Source organism: Saccharothrix sp. BKS2 (genome assembly GCF_047689505.1).
GTDB lineage: Bacteria > Actinomycetota > Actinomycetes > Mycobacteriales > Pseudonocardiaceae > Actinosynnema > Actinosynnema lopnurensis.
Map to the genome: position 1 here is coordinate 1 of NZ_JAUQOL010000030.1, position 15,169 is coordinate 15,169.

Below are 15,169 nucleotides of genomic sequence, written 5' to 3' on the forward strand. Positions count from 1 at the left end.
CCCGCCCCACACCACCCCCGCTCAGCACCCGCGTCTCCCTGCCGCCCGCATCTCCCTGCCACGTCCCACATCACCCGGTAGCGCGTCACCCAGTCGTGTGCCCGCCCAGCGCGTCGAGCTCCCGCCGAACCCGGTCGGCATCGTCGTCGCGCTCCTGCGCGCGGAACAGCTCCAGCGCCTCCTCCCACGCCGCGCGGGCCTCCTCGTGCTGCCCGAGGGCGGCGTGCGGGTGCCCCAGGTGCTCCAACGTGTCTCCTACCTGGACCGTGTTGCCGATGTCCCGGAACAGCGCCAGGGCCTGCCGGTAGTGCGCCACCGCCTGCCGGTGCCGCCCGGTCCGGTGGTCGATGTAGGCGAGGCTGTCGAGGGTGTCCGCCTCGCCCTCGGGGTTGTCGTGGCGGCGGTGCAGGTCCAGCGCCGCCCGGCAGTGCTCGCGGGCCCGGTCGTGCTCGCCGTTCTGCGCCGCGTACCAGCCGACCATGTTGAGCGCGTTGGCCTCCCACGCCGGGTTGCCGAGGTCGCGGTAGGACTCCAGGGACCGGGTGGCGTGCTCCAGCGCCCGCGCTTCGTCGCCCTGCCGCGACCACGTCCAGGCCAGCACCTGGTGGATGTGCGCCCGCGTGGTCGGCTCGTGCCGCTCGGCCAGCGCGAGCGCCCGGTCCAGGTGCCCGACCGCCTCGTCGTGCTGCCGCAGCGCGGCGTGGGTGCGGCCGAGGAGGCGGTGCACGCGCAGGCGCGCGGAGGGGTCGTCGAGCCGCTCGGCCGCGACCAGCCCGGCCCGGCAGACCGCGAGCTGCTCGGCCAGGTGACCCCTGCGGTTGTGGAAGGTGGTGAGCGTCCAGGCCAGGAGCCACACCGCCCGGTCCCACCCGTGCGCGGCGGCGGTCTGCTGGGCGGCGAGCAGGGCGGCCTGTTCGAGGTCGAGCCAGGCCAGGGCCTCGGCGGTGTCGGCGGGCGCGAGGGGCGCGGCGGCGGCCGGGTCGAGCGGGACGACCTCGCGGTGCGGGTCCAGGCACAGGTCGGCGGCGTGGGCGGTGTGCAGGTAGAAGTCGACCACGCGCCGCAGCGCCGCGGTCCGCACCTCGCGCGGCTGCTCCCGGGCGGTGTCGGCGGCGTAGGCGCGGATGAGGTCGTGCATCGAGTACCGGCCGCGGGCGTCGCGGCTGATCAGTGAAGCCTGCTCCAGCCCGCGCAGCACCTTCCCGACCGCGACCGGCGACAGCCCGGTGAGGGCGGCCGCGGCGGGCAGGCCGGTGTCGGGGCCCGGCGCGGTGGCGAGCAGGCCGAGCACCAGCTGCTGCTCGGCGGTCAGCGCCCGGTAGGACCAGGACAGCACGGCGGGCAGGCTGGCGGCGGGGTCGCTGTCGGCCAGCGCGTCCAGGCCGAGTTCGCGCAGCTCCGCGGCGAAGGTGGCCAGGGGCAGGTCGGCGTGGGTGTGCGCGCGGGCGGCGATGACGCCCAGCGCGAGCGGGAAGCCCTGGCAGGAGGCGATCAGCTCGTCCACCGCGCCCGCCTCCGCCGCCACCCGCGCGGCGCCGAGCCGGCGGGCCAGCAGCACGCGCGCCTCCTCGTCGGTCAGCACGTCGAGGTTGAGGTGGCGGGCGCCGTGCGCGGTCATCAGGCCCAGCAGCCTGCTGCGGCTGGTGACCAGCACGGTGCAGGTGTCGCCGCCGGGCAGCAGCGGCACGACCTGGCCGGTGTCGGCGGCGTTGTCCAGCACCATCAGGAGGCGCTTGTCCACGACCGTGCTGCGCAGCAGGGCGGACTGGGCGTCCGGGTCGGTCGGGATGCGGCCGGGGTCCACCCCGAGCGCGTCGAGGAACCCGCGCACCGCCACGGACGCGGGCATCGGCTCGCTGTCCGGGCTGAACCCGCGCAGGTCCACGAACAGCTGGCCGTCCGGGAACCGGTCCGCGTGCCGGTGCGCCCAGTGCAACGCCAGCCACGTCTTGCCGATGCCGCCCGCGCCGCCGATCGCGGAGATCACCACCGCGCCGGCGGGCACGTCGTCGAGGGCGGTGGTCAGCGCGGACAGCTCGTCGGCGCGGCCGATGAACGACCGGGGCGGGGCGGGCAGCTGCCTCGGCGCCCCGGCGGTCGGCACGGGGGCGGCGGGGGCGGTCGCGGCGGGGCGGCCGGCGAGCACGGCCGGGTCGGCGGCGAGGAGCCGCTGGCGCAGGTCCCGCAGCGCCAGGCCGGGATCGGCGCCCAGCTCGTCCGCCAGCCGCGCGCGGACCTGCTCGTAGTGGCTCAGCGCGGCGGCCTGGCGACCGCTCCGGGCCAGCGCGAGCACGTACTGGGCGGCCAGGCGCTCGTCCAGCGGGTGCTGCCGGGTGCGGGCGGCCAGCTCGGGCAGCAGGTCGGTGTGGCGGCCCAGCTTCAGCGCCAGGTCGGTGCGCTCCAGCTCGGCGGTCCACCGCTCGACGGCCAGGGTCTCGCGCCCGGTGACGGCCCACGGGGTGACCAGGCCGGTGAACGCCTCGCCCCGCCACAGGTCCAGCGCCCGGTCGACCGCCGCCAGCCCGTCGACCGGGTCCGGGGCCGAGCGGGCGCGGGCGAGCAGGCCGCGGAACCGGTGCAGGTCCACTCGGTCCGGGTCGGTCTCCAGCGCCCAGCCGCCCGAGCGGTGCACGATGGCCACGTCACCCAGGTCGGCCAGCGCGGTGCGCAGGCGGGAGACGTAGGAGTGCAGGCCGCCCTTGCCGCGCAGCGGGACCTCCGCGCCCCACACGCGGTCCACCAGCTGGTCGACCGGCACCACCCGGTTCACGTCGACCAGCAGCGCGGCCAGCACGCACCGCTGCCGGGCGTGCCCCACGTCCAGCCGGCGGTCCCCGGCCCACGCCTCGACGGGTCCCAGCACCCTCAGCTCCACCACGACCGACCTCTCCTCGACGGGCACCCGCGCGCGGGGTCAGGGATACCAGGCCCGGCCGCGCTCCGGGGCGGGAACCGGCTGGTCGTGTCCGTGCTCGCGGTCGCCGCCCGGCCCTGGACCGCCGGCCTACGATCGGGGCGGGGGTGGTCGCGTGGAGTTCCAGGACGTGGTGCGGCGCAGGCGGATGGTGCGCCGGTTCACCGACGAGCCCGTGCCCGACGAGAGCGTGCGGCGGATCATGCGCAACGCGCTGCGCGGCCCGTCCGCCGGGTTCACGCAGGGCCAGGCGTTCCTGGTGCTGCGGGGCGCGGAGCTGGCGCGGTTCCACGAGGTGGTCCGGCTCTGGACGCTGGAGTCGGTCCGGACCGCGCCGGTGGTCGTGGTCCCGTTCGCGGTGAAGGACGCCTACCTCGACCGGTACGCGCAGCCCGACAAGGGGTGGACCGACCGCGCCGAGGAGCGGTGGCCGGTGCCGTTCTGGTACGTCGACACCGGCATGGCGGTGCTGCTGATCCTCCAGACCGCGGTCGACGAGGGGCTGGGCGCGGTCTACTTCGGCATCGGCGCGGACGACTTCGACCCGCTGCGCGCGGAGTTCGGCGTGCCCGGGGACCACGTGCCGATCGGGGCGGTCGCGCTCGGGCACGGGGCCGAGGACGACGTGTCCGAGGGCGCCTCGCCGCGGACCCGCGCCCGCCGGCCGTTCGACGAGGTCGTGCGCTTCGGGCGCTGGTAGCCGCCCCGGGTCACCCGCCGGGCCGCTGGTCCAGGGCCCAGCGGATCGCCTCGGACAGCGTCCGGGCCACCGGGACGCCCAGGTCCCGCGCCCCGGTGCGACCGACCGGCACCCGCTCGTCCGGGCGGTGCAGCACCGGCCGCGCGCCGCAGGTCCGGGCCGCGTGCAGGTCGTCCACCCGGTCGCCGATGACGAGCACCTCCCGCGCGTCGACCCCGACTGCGGCGAGGTGGCCGCGCAGGTGGGCCGCCTTGCCCGGGGTCTCGACGGTCCGGAGGCCGTCCACGTGGGAGAAGAAGCGGGCGATGTCGGCGCGCCGGGCGGCCGCGAGCAGGTCGGCGTGCGGGCGGGACGACAGCAGCGACTGGGTGCGGCCGGCGTCCCGCCACGCGGTCAGCGCCCCGACCGCGTCCGCGACGGCGGGCCGCGCCCGGTCGGGGCGGACGTGCTGGTCCGCAGCGGACCGCCCGGCCCCGGTCGAGGTCCACCCCGCCGGCCGGTCGTGGTGGTCGGCGGGCGGCCAGGTGAGCAGGCTCGCCGGGGTCGTCCCATCGGGCCAACCGTCGCGCGCGAACGCCTCGTCGGTGGCGGGTGCCACCGACGGGACGCCGTCGAACAGGGCGCCGTCGAACAGGGCACCGTTCCAGTCCCACACGATGTGGCGCATCCGCATCCGTTCGAACCCCTCCACCGCCGGCGGCCGGGTCAGGGCGCGGGCCGGGCGAGGAGGTCCGCGACCAGCGCCGACACCAGCGCCGCCCGGGGCGCCAGGTGCTCGATCAGCACGTGCTCGTCGTCGGCGTGCGCGCCACCCCCGACCGCGCCCAGGCCGTCGAGGGTCGGGGTGCCCACCCCGGCGGTGAAGTTGCCGTCCGACCCGCCGCCCACGGCCACCCCCGCCAACGGCGGCAGGCCGAGCGAGGCGGCGACCTCCTGGGCGCGCTCGAACAGCACGGCGGACGAGGAGGCGGGCATCGGCGGGCGGTTGGGGCCGCCGACCACCTCCAGCTCCGCGCCGTCGAGCACGGGGCGCAGCCCGCGCATCGCCGCGTCGACCCGCTGCTGCTCGGCGGTGTCGCGAGCGCGGGCGTCCACCGCGAACGCGCCCGCCGCGGGCACCGTGTTCGCGGACGCGCCGGCGGACGCCAGGGTCGGGGTCACGGTGGTGCCGCGCCCCGGATCGCCCAGCCCGGACACCGCGAGCACCTGGTGCGCCAGCTCGACTGCCGCGTTGACGCCGCGCTCGGGCTCCAGGCCCGCGTGGGCGGCCAGGCCGCGGACCCGCACCTCGTAGCGCGACACGCCCTTGCGCTCCAGCTTGAGCGCGCCGCCCGGCGCGGACGCCTCCAGCACCAGGGCGGCCGCGCAGCCCGCCGCCTCGGCCTGGACCAGCTCGCGCGAGGACGGCGACCCGATCTCCTCGTCCCCGGTGACCAGCAGCGCCACGCCGGAGCGGTCGGGCAGCGCGGCGAGGGCGTGCAGGGCCAGGACCAGCCCCGCCTTCATGTCGAAGCAGCCGGGACCGCGCAGCACTCCCCCGGCGGTGGTGAACGGGTGCGTGGCCAGCGAGCCGAGCGGCCACACCGTGTCGTGGTGGCCCAGCAGCAGCACGCGCGTCGGCCCGTCGCCGAACCGCCAGCGCAGGTGCGTCCGGCCGGCCACCACGACCCGGTCCGGGGCCGCGCCCAGGCGTCGCCCGCCGACCCGGGCGACGACGTCCGCGCTCGCGGCCACGGCCGCCAGGTCGCCGGACGGCGACTCGCACGTCACCAGTTCCTCGACGTCGGCCAGCACCGCGGGCAACGCCGACCGCAGGCGCCCCACGAGGTCCAGGGGGTCCACCTCAGCCCACCTCCGGGACGGCGCGCAGCAGGAAGTGCGCGCACCGACGCCCGTCCGGCAGCGCGGAGAACGTCACCGGGACCCAGTCGCGCGACCGCGGTTCCCACACCAGGAACACGTCTTCCTCCCGGGGGATCAACCCGTACTCCCGGACCCGGTCGGGCACCAGGTGGGCCATCGGGCCCGTCATCGTGACGCGCAGCCTCGGGCCGCCGTCCTCGAACACCTCCAGGCGCGTGCCCGCGCGCTCGTAGACGCCCACGTGCCGCCGGGCGTCCACGCGTGCCGGGTCGGCCGCCGGGCGCGGTCCGCGCGGCACGGCGACGTCCGCCAACTCGGCGAAGACCTCCCGGAACAGCTCGTCCGCGAGGGGCTGGGAGCTGTCGCCGTTGGTCAGCAGGACCACCGCCAGCCCCTCGTCGGGCAGCAGCCGCAGGAAGGCCCGCTGGCCCGCGGCAGCGCCGTTGTGGCCGAGGGAACCGCGCCCGTCCCACTCGTCGCGGAACCAGCCCAGCCCGGCGGAGCACCCCGGCTCGACCGCGCCGCGCCGGTCCGCCTGGTGGGCCGCCATGGCGGCGGCGCCCGCCGCGCTCAGCAGCCGGGTGCCGTCGGGCGCCAGGCCGCCGGTCAGGTGCAGGCGGGCGAGGGCCAGCACGTCGGCCGCGGTCGAGTGGACCAGCCCGGCCGGGCCCACCGAGCGGGGCAGGGCCCAGGTGGCGAGGCGTTCGGTCCCGTCGACGTCGAAGTGGCCCACGGCGGTGCGGTGCAGCAGCGCCTCCTCCGGCAGGGTGCCGGTGCGCGCCAGGCCCAGCGGGGTGATCAGCAGGTCCCGCAGCGCGGCGTCCCAGGTGCCGCCGGTCAGCTCCTCCACCAGCCGGCCGGCCAGGACGAAGCCGGAGTTGCAGTAGGACCAGGTGGCGCCCGGCGGGTGGAGCTGGGCGACCTCGGACAGCCGGTCCGCGTACCGCGCCACGCAGTCGTCGCCGCGGCCGGTGTCGGTGAACACGTCGCCGTCGAGGCCGCTGGTGTGGGTGAGCAGGTGCCGCGCGGTGATCCGCGCCCCGGGATCGGGCAGCCGCAGGCCGGGCAGCACGTCGGTGACCGGGGCGTCGAGGTCCAGCAGGCCGTCGTCGGCCAGCCGCGCCACGAGCGTCGCGGTGAACACCTTGGTGATCGAGCCGATCAGGAACACCGAGTCGGCGGTGGCCTCCACGCCGGTGTCCCGGTTGAGCACCCCGTACGCGGCCCGGACCAGCTCGTCCTCGCCGTCCGGGCGCAGCCGCAGGACGCCGAGCACCGCGCCGGGCACGCCGTGCCGCCGGGTCAGCGCGGACAGCCTGCGCCGCCAGTGCGCGGCGTCCAGCGGCGGTCTGACCCGGCCGGTCCCGTTCGGCCGGGACCCGACCGCGTGCCGCCGCACCCAGTCCGCCACGCGCCGGTTGAGGTCGACGCGGTGCGACGGCGTGCCGTCGAGGAAGAACAGGTGGCTGCCGCCCGGGTAGAGCACCAGCCGGGTCGGCACGCCGCGCTCGCGCAGCGCGGTGTGCCACTGCCGGGCCTGCCCGACCGGGCAGCGCAGGTCGTCCAGGCCGTGCAGGAGCAGGGTGGGGGTGCGCACGTGCTCGACGCGGGCCAGCGGCGACATCGCGGCGTAGTCGCGCTCCCAGTGCCGCCCGCGCAGCTCGTGGGTGCCGATGAAGTGGCCGCCGTCGGAGACGCCGACCATGCTGGTGAGGTCGCTGATCGCGCCACCGGCGACGGCGGCGGCGAACCGGTCGTCCCGGCTGGTCAGGTAGCAGGTCATGAAACCGCCGTAGCTGTAGCCGGCCACGGCCAGCCGCTCCGGGTCGGCCAGCCCCTCGGCGACCAGCTCGTCCAGCGGCTCCAGGAAGTCCCGGGCGTCGCCGGTGCCCCACGCGCCGAGCGCGGCGAAGCAGAACTCCTCGCCGTAGCCGTCGCTGCCGCGCGGGTTGAGCAGCAGCACCACCCAGCCCTCGGCGACCAGTTCCTGGTGGTAGAGGTGGTGCTCGTCGGCGGCGCCGCACCAGGCGTTGTGCGGGCCGCCGTGGATGTCCAGCAGCAGCGGTCGAGGCCCCGTGAACGACGGGTCGCGCACCAGCCAGCCCGGCACGACGGTGCCGTCCGAGACGGTGAACTCGCGTTCCTCCCGCGGGTGGGGCTCGGGCGCGCCTGCGCCGTGGTCGGTCAGCACCACCTCGGCGCCGGTGGCCGGGTCGACGCGGACGAGTTCGCCGAAGGAGGTCGGCGTGCCGAGCACCACGACCACCACGCCGCCCGCGACGGCCATCCCGGACACCGACCGGCCGGCGCCGGTGAGGACCGGGGCCGGCGCGCCGCCGTCGACCGGGACCGCCCAGACGTGGGTGCAGCCGCGGTCGCGGACGCAGAACAGCACCGCGCGGCCGTCGTCGGACAGCGCGGGCGGCGCGCCGGGGTAGTTGGGGCTGCCGGGCATGACGTTGCGGTCCAGGGCCGCGCCCAGGTCGACGGGTGCGCCACCGGCCGACGGCAGGCGCAGCAGGCGGTCGAAGCCCACCGGGCCGTCGGTCGTGCCCACGGCCAGCAGCGCGGTCCCGTCCGCGGTCCACCCGACGCGCAGCACCGTGCCGCCGGGTGGGCCGACCTGCTCCGGCGGGGACGTGCCGAGGACGTCCACGACGTGCGCGGGGGTCCGCTCGACCAGGTCGGCGTCGGGGGCGGTGGCCGCGGCGAAGGCGAGCCGGGTGCCGTCCGGGCTCCACGCCGGCGCGCCCGCGTGCCAGTCGCCGTCGGTGACCTGGCGGCACTCGCCGGAGGCCGCGTCGACCACGTGCAGGTGCCGGCGCACAGTGCGCAGCAGGCCCACGCCGTCGACCTGGGAGTCCAGCCGGTCGACCACCACGGGCGCGGTCGCCCGGTCGTCCCCCGCGTGCCGGTCGACCGGGGCGCTGAACGCGAGCCGCGTGCCGTCCGGGCTCCACTGCGGCGGGCCCGCGCCCAGCGGCAGCGAGGTCAGCGGCGTGGCCTCGCCACCGGCCGCCGGGAGCAGCCAGACCTGGGCGGGGCCGTCCTCGGCGCGCAGGAACGCCACGTGCCGCCCGTCCGGCGACCAGGCGGGCGAGGTGTCCGACCGGCCGCGGGTGAGCCGCTCGGGCCGACCGCCCCCGGTGCCGACCCGCCACAGGCAGCGGGTGGTCACGTCGGCGTCGACGTCGCTGGTGCGCAGCACGTACGCGGCGTGGGCGCCGTCGGGCGACAGCGCCGGCTGCTCGGGCACGGCGAGCGAGGTCAGGTCGTCGATGCGCGCGCGTCGGGTCAACGGTCGCTCCCGGGGTCCGGTGGTGGGCGGAGTGGCGCTCGCCACTGTCTACCGGCTCGGGAGGGCCGGGACCGCCGGATTGACCGGAGTTCCGGGATGCTCGTTCGGGGTCACCCCGTCGTGTCCGTCGGACGGCGACGCCGGGCGGTGGGCCGGCACGACCCCCCGGACCCGCGTCACCAGGTCACGGGCAGCTCGTACACCCCGTAGACGAAACCGTCGTGCTTGAAGGGGATCTCGGCGAGGTCCGCGGCCAACCGGAGGCCGGGCAGCCGCCGGTACAGGGTGCGGTAGACGACCTCCAGCTCCAGCCTGGCCAGGGGCTGGCCCAGGCACTGGTGCACGCCGAACCCGAAGGCGACGTGGTGGCGCGCCTCGCGGGTGAGGTCCAGCCGGTCGGGGTCGGGGAACGCCCCGGGGTCGCGGTTGGCGATCTCGTTCGGCAGCACGAAGCCCTCGCCCGCGCGGACCGGGCAGCCGGCGACCTCCATGTCCTCCCGGGCGAAGCGCCGGCGACCGCCGTGGGTGATGTTGAGGTAGCGCAACAGCTCCTCGACCGCGCGGGTGGCCACCGCCGGGTCGTCGGAGTCGCGCAGCAGCGCGAGCTGGTCCGGGTGGCGCAGCAGCACCAGGGTGCTCAGCGCGATCATGTTGGCGGTCGTCTCGTGCCCGGCGATCAGCAGCAGCACGCCCATCTGGGTGGCCTGCTCGACGGTCAGCTCGCCCGCCCGGATCTTCTCGCCCAGCCGGGACAGCAGGTCGTCACCCGGGTGGTCGAGCTTCGCCACGACCAGGCGACCCAGGTACTCCCCGAGGCTGCCCATCGCCTCGCCGCGCTGGGCCGGCGTGGAGCCGCGGTTGATGAGGGTGCTGCTGTTGCGCTGGAAGAACTCGTGGTCGGCGTAGGGCACGTCGAGCAGTTCGCAGATCACCAGCGACGGGACCGGCAGCGCGAACGCCTCCACCAGGTCGACCGGCTTCGGCCCGGCCAGCAGGCCCTCCACCGCCTCGTCGACGATCCGCCGCACCATCGGCCGCAGGGCCTCGACCTTCTTCACCGCGAACGCCGCGCCGACCATGCGCCGCAGCCGGGCGTGCTCGGGGTCGTCCATGCCGATGAAGCTCAGCGTCCCGCCGTTGCGCTCGGCCTGGCCGGGGTAGTCGGGGTGCGTCATGTCCGCGCTGACCCGCCGGTCGGTGAGCACGGCGCGCTGGTCGGCGTAGCGGGTGACCAGCCACGGGGTGCTGCCGTCCCAGAGCCGGACCCGCGTCAGCGGCGTGGCCGCCTGGAGGTCGCGCAGCGGCGGTGGCGGGTCGAACGGGCAGCCCTCCGCCCGGGGCATCGGGTAGTCGGGGATGTCGTGCCCGGAGATGTCGTGCCCGGGGGTCTCGGTGGTGCCGGTCATCGCGTTCCTCCGGTCAGGAGCCGGGGCTCCAGGAGCTCTTGGCGGTGGTGGCGGGCCTGCTTGGGCATGTTCCAGCCGAGGACGCCGACGGTCTCGCCGCCGCGGCGGTGGGCGACGACGAAGCGGCGCGCGGCCGGGTCGCCCGCCAGCACCTCGGCCTCGTCGGTCGGCACGCCGTGGACGTGCAGCCTGGCGTCGAACTGGTCGGTCCAGAAGTAGGGCACGGGCGCGTACGCGCGGTCCGCGCCCAGCACGTTGTCGGCCACGACGGCGGCCTGCTCGGTGGCGTTGGTGCGGTTCTCCAGCCGCAGCAGCACGTCCAGCCGCTCGTGGCGCCAGCGCGCGACGTCGCCGACGGCGTAGACCCCGTCGGCGGCGCGGCACCGGGCGTCGCACACCACGCCGTTGTCCAGGGTCAACCCGCTGCCCGCCAGCCACTCGGTGTTGGGGACCGCGCCGAGCGCCACCAGCACGACGTCGGCGGGCAGCACCTCGCCGCCCGCCAGCCGCACGCCGGTCACCCGGTTGTCGCGCGAGTCCAGGCCGAGCACGGCGGAACCGAGCCGCAGCCGCACGCCGCGTTCGGCGTGCAGGTCCGCGAGCAGGCCCGCGACGAGGGGGCCGAGCTGGGCGGCCAGGGGTGCGGCCTGGGGGCCGGCCAGGGTGACGTCCAGGCCGAGGACGCGCGCGGTCGCGGCCACCTCGGCGCCGAGCACGCCGTCGCCGACGACCACGAGCCGCGTCCCGCCCGGCGGGGCGGGGCGGAGCGGGTGGGAACGCAGCAGGTCGGAACGCAGGGCCAGGGCGTCGTCGAGGGTGCGCAGCACGTGCACGCCGGCCAGGGCTCCTCGGCCGGACTGGTTCCGGCCCGGCTGATCTTGGCCGGGCTGATCTTGGCCCGGCCAGCCCTGGCCCGGCTGGTCCTGGCCCGGCCAGCCCTGGCCCGGCTGGTCCTGGCCCGGCCAGCCCTGGCCCGGCTGGTCCTGGCCAGGACCAGCCCGGCCGGGCAGCGTCCGGGGTCTCACACCGGTCGCCACCACGATCGCGTCGGCCCGCAGGACGAGCCCGCCGGCGGTGGTCACCGCGCGGGCGTCGAGGTCCAGGGCCACGGCCCGGTCGCCCAGCACGAGCCGCGCGCCCAGCGCCTCCAGCACCTCGTCACCGCGCAGCCGGGCCCGCTCGGGCCCCCACGCGCCGGCGAGGACCTGCTTGGACAGCGGCGGCCGGTCGTAGGGCGGGTGCGGCTCGTCGCCGAGCAGGGTCAGCCCGCCCGTGTAACCCTTGCGGCGCAACGCCTCCGCCGTGGCCAGGCCGGCGGCCGAGGCCCCGACGACCAGCACCTGGTCCGGCGTCGTCACGCCCGCTCGCCGAGCGTGATCGCCGCCGCCGGGCACACGTCGGCGGCCTCGCGCACCGCGGTGTGCAGGTGCTCGGCCGGTTCGGGGTCGAGCAGCACCACCACGCCGTCCTCGTCGCGCTGGTCGAACACGTCCGGCGCGGCCAGCACGCACGAACCCGCGCCGCAGCACTTCTCCTCGTCCACGAAAACCTTCATCACCCGTGCTCCTCACTCGTTCGCTCGCCGGTCGCGGTGACCGGCGCCAGCCACAGGCCGGCCACCGCCGAGACCAGGCCGGTGGCCGCGTCGTCCCAGGACGCCCGCGCCGTCGGGACCCCCGCGGCCAGCGCCCGCTCCCGTTCCGCGCAGGTGTGCGTCACCAGGTGGCGGGTCATGGCGCTGCGCTCCAGGTAGACCGGCAGCGGCAGGGCGGGCAGGCACCGGTTGAGCCCGTCGAGGACGCGCCGCACCGATTCGGCGCCCAACGCGTCCTCGACCACGACCCGCCGCAGCGCCGGGTCGGTCATCACCCGGGCGCCGAACCGGGCGTACCAGGAGGGGCTGCCCAGCGCCGCCAGGTGCTCGGTGAACGGGCGCACCAGGCACGCCACCCAGTCCCACACCCGGGCGCCGCCCCCGACCTGGGCCAGCATCCGCACCCGCGCCCGCTCCACCGGCCCGGCGTGGCGGCGCACCACCGCGCGCACCAGCTCGGCCCGGGAGCCGAAGTGGTGGCCCACCGCGAAGTTGTTGCCCTGGCCCGCTTCCTCACCGACCTGCCGGTTGGACACGGCGTGGACGCCGCGTTCGGCGAACAGCCTCTCGGCCGTCGCCAGGATCAGCTCCCGCGTCTCGGAGGACCGCTCGGCCCCCGCTGCCCTGCCGCTCATCACCACCCAGCCAAGCAAGCCCGAGCAGTTCAGTCAAGCGACTGACTTAAAACCGCTGGTAACCGGTCCGTGACGGTATGTCGCGGGTCGGGCAGGGACACGACCACCCCGGCCCGGCCACCCTCAGGCGCGGCGCGAGATCGGCGCCAGCAACAACCCGGTGATCGCGTCGACCAGCCCGCCAGCCGCCTCGTCCCACGTGGACCGCACCACGACCGCGTTCTCCGCGACGGCGCGTTCCCGCTCCGCGCACACGTGCACCACGAGGTCCCGGATCATGTCCCCGCGCTCCGCCCGCACGTCGGCCGGGAGGTCGGGCAGGCACCGGTCCAACCCGTCCAGCACGTCCCGCAGCGAGGACGTCGCCAGCGCCTCGTCGACCATGATCGCCCGGAACGCCGGATCGGTCATGGCCTGCGCGCCGAACCGGGCGAACCACGTGGGGTCGCCCAGCGAGGCCAGGTGGGTGGTGAAGGGCCGCACCAGGCAGTCGACCCAGTCCCGCACGTCCGCCGACCCCTCGGCGGCGGTCACCAGCTCCCGCCGCAGCGGTTCGATCCGCTCCACGTGCCGGCGCACGATCGCCCGCACCAGGTCGGCCTTGGTGCCGAAGTGGTAACCGACGGCGGCGTTGTTCCCCTGGCCCGCGGCCGCGCTGATCTGGCGGTTCGAGACCGCGTAGAGCCCCTGCTCGGCGAACAGCCGCTCCGCCGTGGCCAGGATGTGCAGGCGGGTGGCGCCGACCTGGTCCGCGCGCGGGGTCCTGCCGACGTCGGTCACCACGGTCACCACCGTACCGGCACGTCGCGCAGCCCCCCGACCACCAGCCCCTCGACCCGGCGGAGCTCCTCCGGCGCGATCGCCAGCTCCAGCCCGGGGAGCCTGCGCACCAACACCTCCAGCACCACCTGGAGCTCGGTGCGCGCCAGCGCCTGCCCCAGGCACGAGTGCGAGCCCGCGCCGAACGCCAGGTGCGGGTTGGGGCGGCGCGCGAGGTCCATCTCGGACGCCCGCTCGAACGCGGTCTCGTCGCGGTTGGCCGCGCCCATGCTGCACATGACGGTGGTGCCGGCCGGCACGGTCTCGCCCGCGACCTCGGTGTCCTCCGGGATGTAGCGCGGCATCCCCAGGCCCGGGTTGGCGTCGAAGCGCAGCACCTCCTCCACCGCGGGGCGCACCAGCGACGGGTCCGCGACCAGGCGTTCCCACCGGGTGCGGTCGGCCAGCAGCATCCCGACCATCTTGCCGATCATGTTCGCGGTGGTCTCGTGCCCGGCGACGAGCAGCGCCTGACCCGTGGCGACGAGCTGCGCGTCCGACAGCTCGCCACCCGCGATCAGCGCGCTGAGCAGGTCGTCCCTCGGCTCGGCGCGCTTGGCCGCGACGTGCTCGCCCAGGTAGGCCACGAACTCCGCCTGGGCCGCGCCGATCTCGGCCTCGGTGTAGCGGGTCAGGTTGAGCAGGGTGTCCGACCAGTGGGCGAACCGGTCCCGGTCGGTGTCCGGCACGCCGAGCAGGTCGCAGATCACCCACACCGGCAGCGGGAAGCCCAGCGCCGCCTTGAGGTCCGCGGGCTGCTCCCCCGCCGCCATCTCGTCGACCAGCCGGTCCGCCATGGCCTCGATCGCGGGCCGCAGGGCGTTGAGGCGCTTGACCGTGAACCAGCGGCCGACCTGCTGCCGCCACCGCTGGTGCGCGGTCCCGGAGTCCGGGAGCACCACGGCCATCTCGTTGTTGAACACGCCGCCGGACTCGCTGTCGGAGATCCGGGCCGCGTCGGGCGCGTTGAGCTGCCGGGTGAAGCGCGGGTCGGACAGCACCTGCCTCACGTCGGCGTAGCGGGTGAGCACCACGGCCCGGTCGCCGCTGGGCAGGCGCACGGGCGCGACCGGGCACCCCCGCCGCAGCTCGGCCCACTCGGCGGGCGGCTCCAGCGCCGTCGGGTTGGGGATCGGGTAGTTCGGCAGCGACTCGCCCACCTCGTGCGCCACGGGACGCCTCCTCGTTGATCGACGTTCGGTGCCCACAGTGAAGCGAGGCCGATATGGTAAGTCAAGCGACTGATTTAAATGCTGATCCGGCCGACCCGCTCGAAGCCCGAGCCACCGCTCAAGCTCCCGGCACCGCGTCGCCCTCCTCCACCCCGGCGCGGAACAACCCGTCCAGCAGCACCGGGATCACCCGCCGGGCCGCCTCCGGCGTGGGCGTGGCCTCGACCGCGCCCTGGAGCATGGCCAGCACCACCGCCACGTCGTCGAGCACGACGTGCCGCCGGAGGTGCCCCGCCGCCCGGGAGCGGGCGAACGGCACGCGCAGCGCGTCGAGCAGCCGGCGGACGCACCCGCGCTGGTCGGCCACCGGGAACCCGCGCAGCTCCTCCACCAGCGGCCGCATCAGCACCTGGTGGACCATCACCTCCCGCAGCAGCGCGGGGAACGCGGCGGGGTCGTCGGCACCGCGCGTGGCCGCCTGCCGCAGCAGGTCCAGCTGCTCGTCGGTCACCGCGAGCAGGAGGCTGCGCCGGTCGGGGAAGTGCCGGTAGACCGTCGCCTGGCCCAGGCCGGTGAGGTGCGCGATCCGCGTGGCGGAGGGCATCCGCAGGCCGTGGCGCACCGAGTCGCCCACCACCGCCAGGATGGCCGCCCGGTTGCGCCGGGCGTCGCTGCGTCGCGGACCTGCCATGCCGCCACCCCGGCAACCAACCGATGTTACCCGTAGGTAATGAGAGTAGCACCCGGTGTGATCCCTCGGTACCCGTC

Annotated in this window: 12 protein-coding genes; 1 reads left to right on the forward strand and 11 read right to left on the reverse strand. The window is 76.4% G+C overall.

Annotation, left to right across the window (positions count from 1 at the left end):
- Positions 1–85: 85 nt before the first annotated feature.
- Positions 86–2,878 (reverse strand): BTAD domain-containing putative transcriptional regulator, encoded by a 2,793-nt coding sequence (locus tag Q5530_RS37155; RefSeq protein ID WP_415367622.1) that lies wholly within the window; start codon positions 2,876–2,878, stop codon positions 86–88.
- A gap of 151 nt (positions 2,879–3,029) precedes the next feature.
- On the opposite strand from Q5530_RS37155, the gene Q5530_RS37160 reads away from it, so the two are divergent.
- Positions 3,030–3,614 (forward strand): nitroreductase family protein, encoded by a 585-nt coding sequence (locus Q5530_RS37160; RefSeq protein ID WP_415367623.1) that lies wholly within the window; start codon positions 3,030–3,032, stop codon positions 3,612–3,614.
- Positions 3,615–3,624: 10 nt separating this feature from the next.
- On the opposite strand, the gene Q5530_RS37165 is transcribed toward Q5530_RS37160, so the two are convergent.
- The 10 genes from Q5530_RS37165 to Q5530_RS37210 all read right to left on the reverse strand — a co-directional run bounded on the left by Q5530_RS37165 (position 3,625) and on the right by Q5530_RS37210 (position 15,092).
- The gene (locus Q5530_RS37165; protein WP_415367625.1) at positions 3,625–4,281 is read right to left on the reverse strand and encodes an HAD family hydrolase; all 657 of its coding nucleotides are present in this window, start codon (positions 4,279–4,281) and stop codon (positions 3,625–3,627) included.
- Positions 4,282–4,319: 38 nt separating this feature from the next.
- Entirely contained in the window at positions 4,320–5,417 is a 1,098-nt protein-coding gene (locus tag Q5530_RS37170; RefSeq protein WP_415367659.1) for a M20/M25/M40 family metallo-hydrolase, read from the reverse strand.
- A gap of 40 nt (positions 5,418–5,457) precedes the next feature.
- Positions 5,458–8,775: a serine hydrolase gene (locus Q5530_RS37175; RefSeq protein ID WP_415367626.1), complete on the reverse strand. Its 3,318-nt coding sequence runs from the start codon at positions 8,773–8,775 to the stop codon at positions 5,458–5,460.
- 176 nt (positions 8,776–8,951) lie between these two features.
- Complete coding sequence (locus Q5530_RS37180; RefSeq protein WP_415367627.1) at positions 8,952–10,181, reverse strand: cytochrome P450; 1,230 nt, start codon at positions 10,179–10,181, stop codon at positions 8,952–8,954.
- Entirely contained in the window at positions 10,178–11,539 is a 1,362-nt protein-coding gene (locus Q5530_RS37185; RefSeq protein ID WP_415367628.1) for an NAD(P)/FAD-dependent oxidoreductase, read from the reverse strand. The genes Q5530_RS37180 and Q5530_RS37185 overlap by 4 nt, the downstream gene beginning before the upstream one ends.
- The gene (locus Q5530_RS37190; RefSeq protein ID WP_380638861.1) at positions 11,536–11,736 is read right to left on the reverse strand and encodes a ferredoxin; all 201 of its coding nucleotides are present in this window, start codon (positions 11,734–11,736) and stop codon (positions 11,536–11,538) included. Before Q5530_RS37190 ends, Q5530_RS37185 begins: the two co-directional genes overlap by 4 nt.
- Complete coding sequence (locus Q5530_RS37195) at positions 11,736–12,410, reverse strand: TetR/AcrR family transcriptional regulator (protein ID WP_415367629.1); 675 nt, start codon at positions 12,408–12,410, stop codon at positions 11,736–11,738. The genes Q5530_RS37190 and Q5530_RS37195 overlap by 1 nt, the downstream gene beginning before the upstream one ends.
- A gap of 123 nt (positions 12,411–12,533) precedes the next feature.
- The gene (locus tag Q5530_RS37200; RefSeq protein WP_415367630.1) at positions 12,534–13,202 is read right to left on the reverse strand and encodes a TetR/AcrR family transcriptional regulator; all 669 of its coding nucleotides are present in this window, start codon (positions 13,200–13,202) and stop codon (positions 12,534–12,536) included.
- Positions 13,196–14,401 carry a cytochrome P450 gene (locus tag Q5530_RS37205; RefSeq protein WP_415367631.1) on the reverse strand — a complete coding sequence of 402 codons (1,206 nt, stop codon included), beginning with the start codon at positions 14,399–14,401 and terminating at the stop codon, positions 13,196–13,198. Before Q5530_RS37205 ends, Q5530_RS37200 begins: the two co-directional genes overlap by 7 nt.
- Positions 14,402–14,519: 118 nt before the next feature.
- The gene (locus Q5530_RS37210) at positions 14,520–15,092 is read right to left on the reverse strand and encodes a TetR/AcrR family transcriptional regulator (RefSeq protein ID WP_415367632.1); all 573 of its coding nucleotides are present in this window, start codon (positions 15,090–15,092) and stop codon (positions 14,520–14,522) included.
- Between the last annotated feature and the right edge of the window lie 77 nt (positions 15,093–15,169).

What these genes read in the sequence shown, in the direction of transcription:
- Q5530_RS37190 (WP_380638861.1), bottom strand. Translation starts at nt 11,736, where the DNA reads ATGAAGGTTTTCGTGGACGAGGAGAAGTGCTGCGGCGCGGGTTCGTGC.
- Q5530_RS37195 (WP_415367629.1), bottom strand. Translation starts at nt 12,410, where the DNA reads ATGAGCGGCAGGGCAGCGGGGGCCGAGCGGTCCTCCGAGACGCGGGAG.
- Q5530_RS37165 (WP_415367625.1), bottom strand. Translation starts at nt 4,281, where the DNA reads ATGCGCCACATCGTGTGGGACTGGAACGGTGCCCTGTTCGACGGCGCC.
- Q5530_RS37180 (WP_415367627.1), bottom strand. Translation starts at nt 10,181, where the DNA reads ATGACCGGCACCACCGAGACCCCCGGGCACGACATCTCCGGGCACGAC.
- Q5530_RS37210 (WP_415367632.1), bottom strand. Translation starts at nt 15,092, where the DNA reads ATGGCAGGTCCGCGACGCAGCGACGCCCGGCGCAACCGGGCGGCCATC.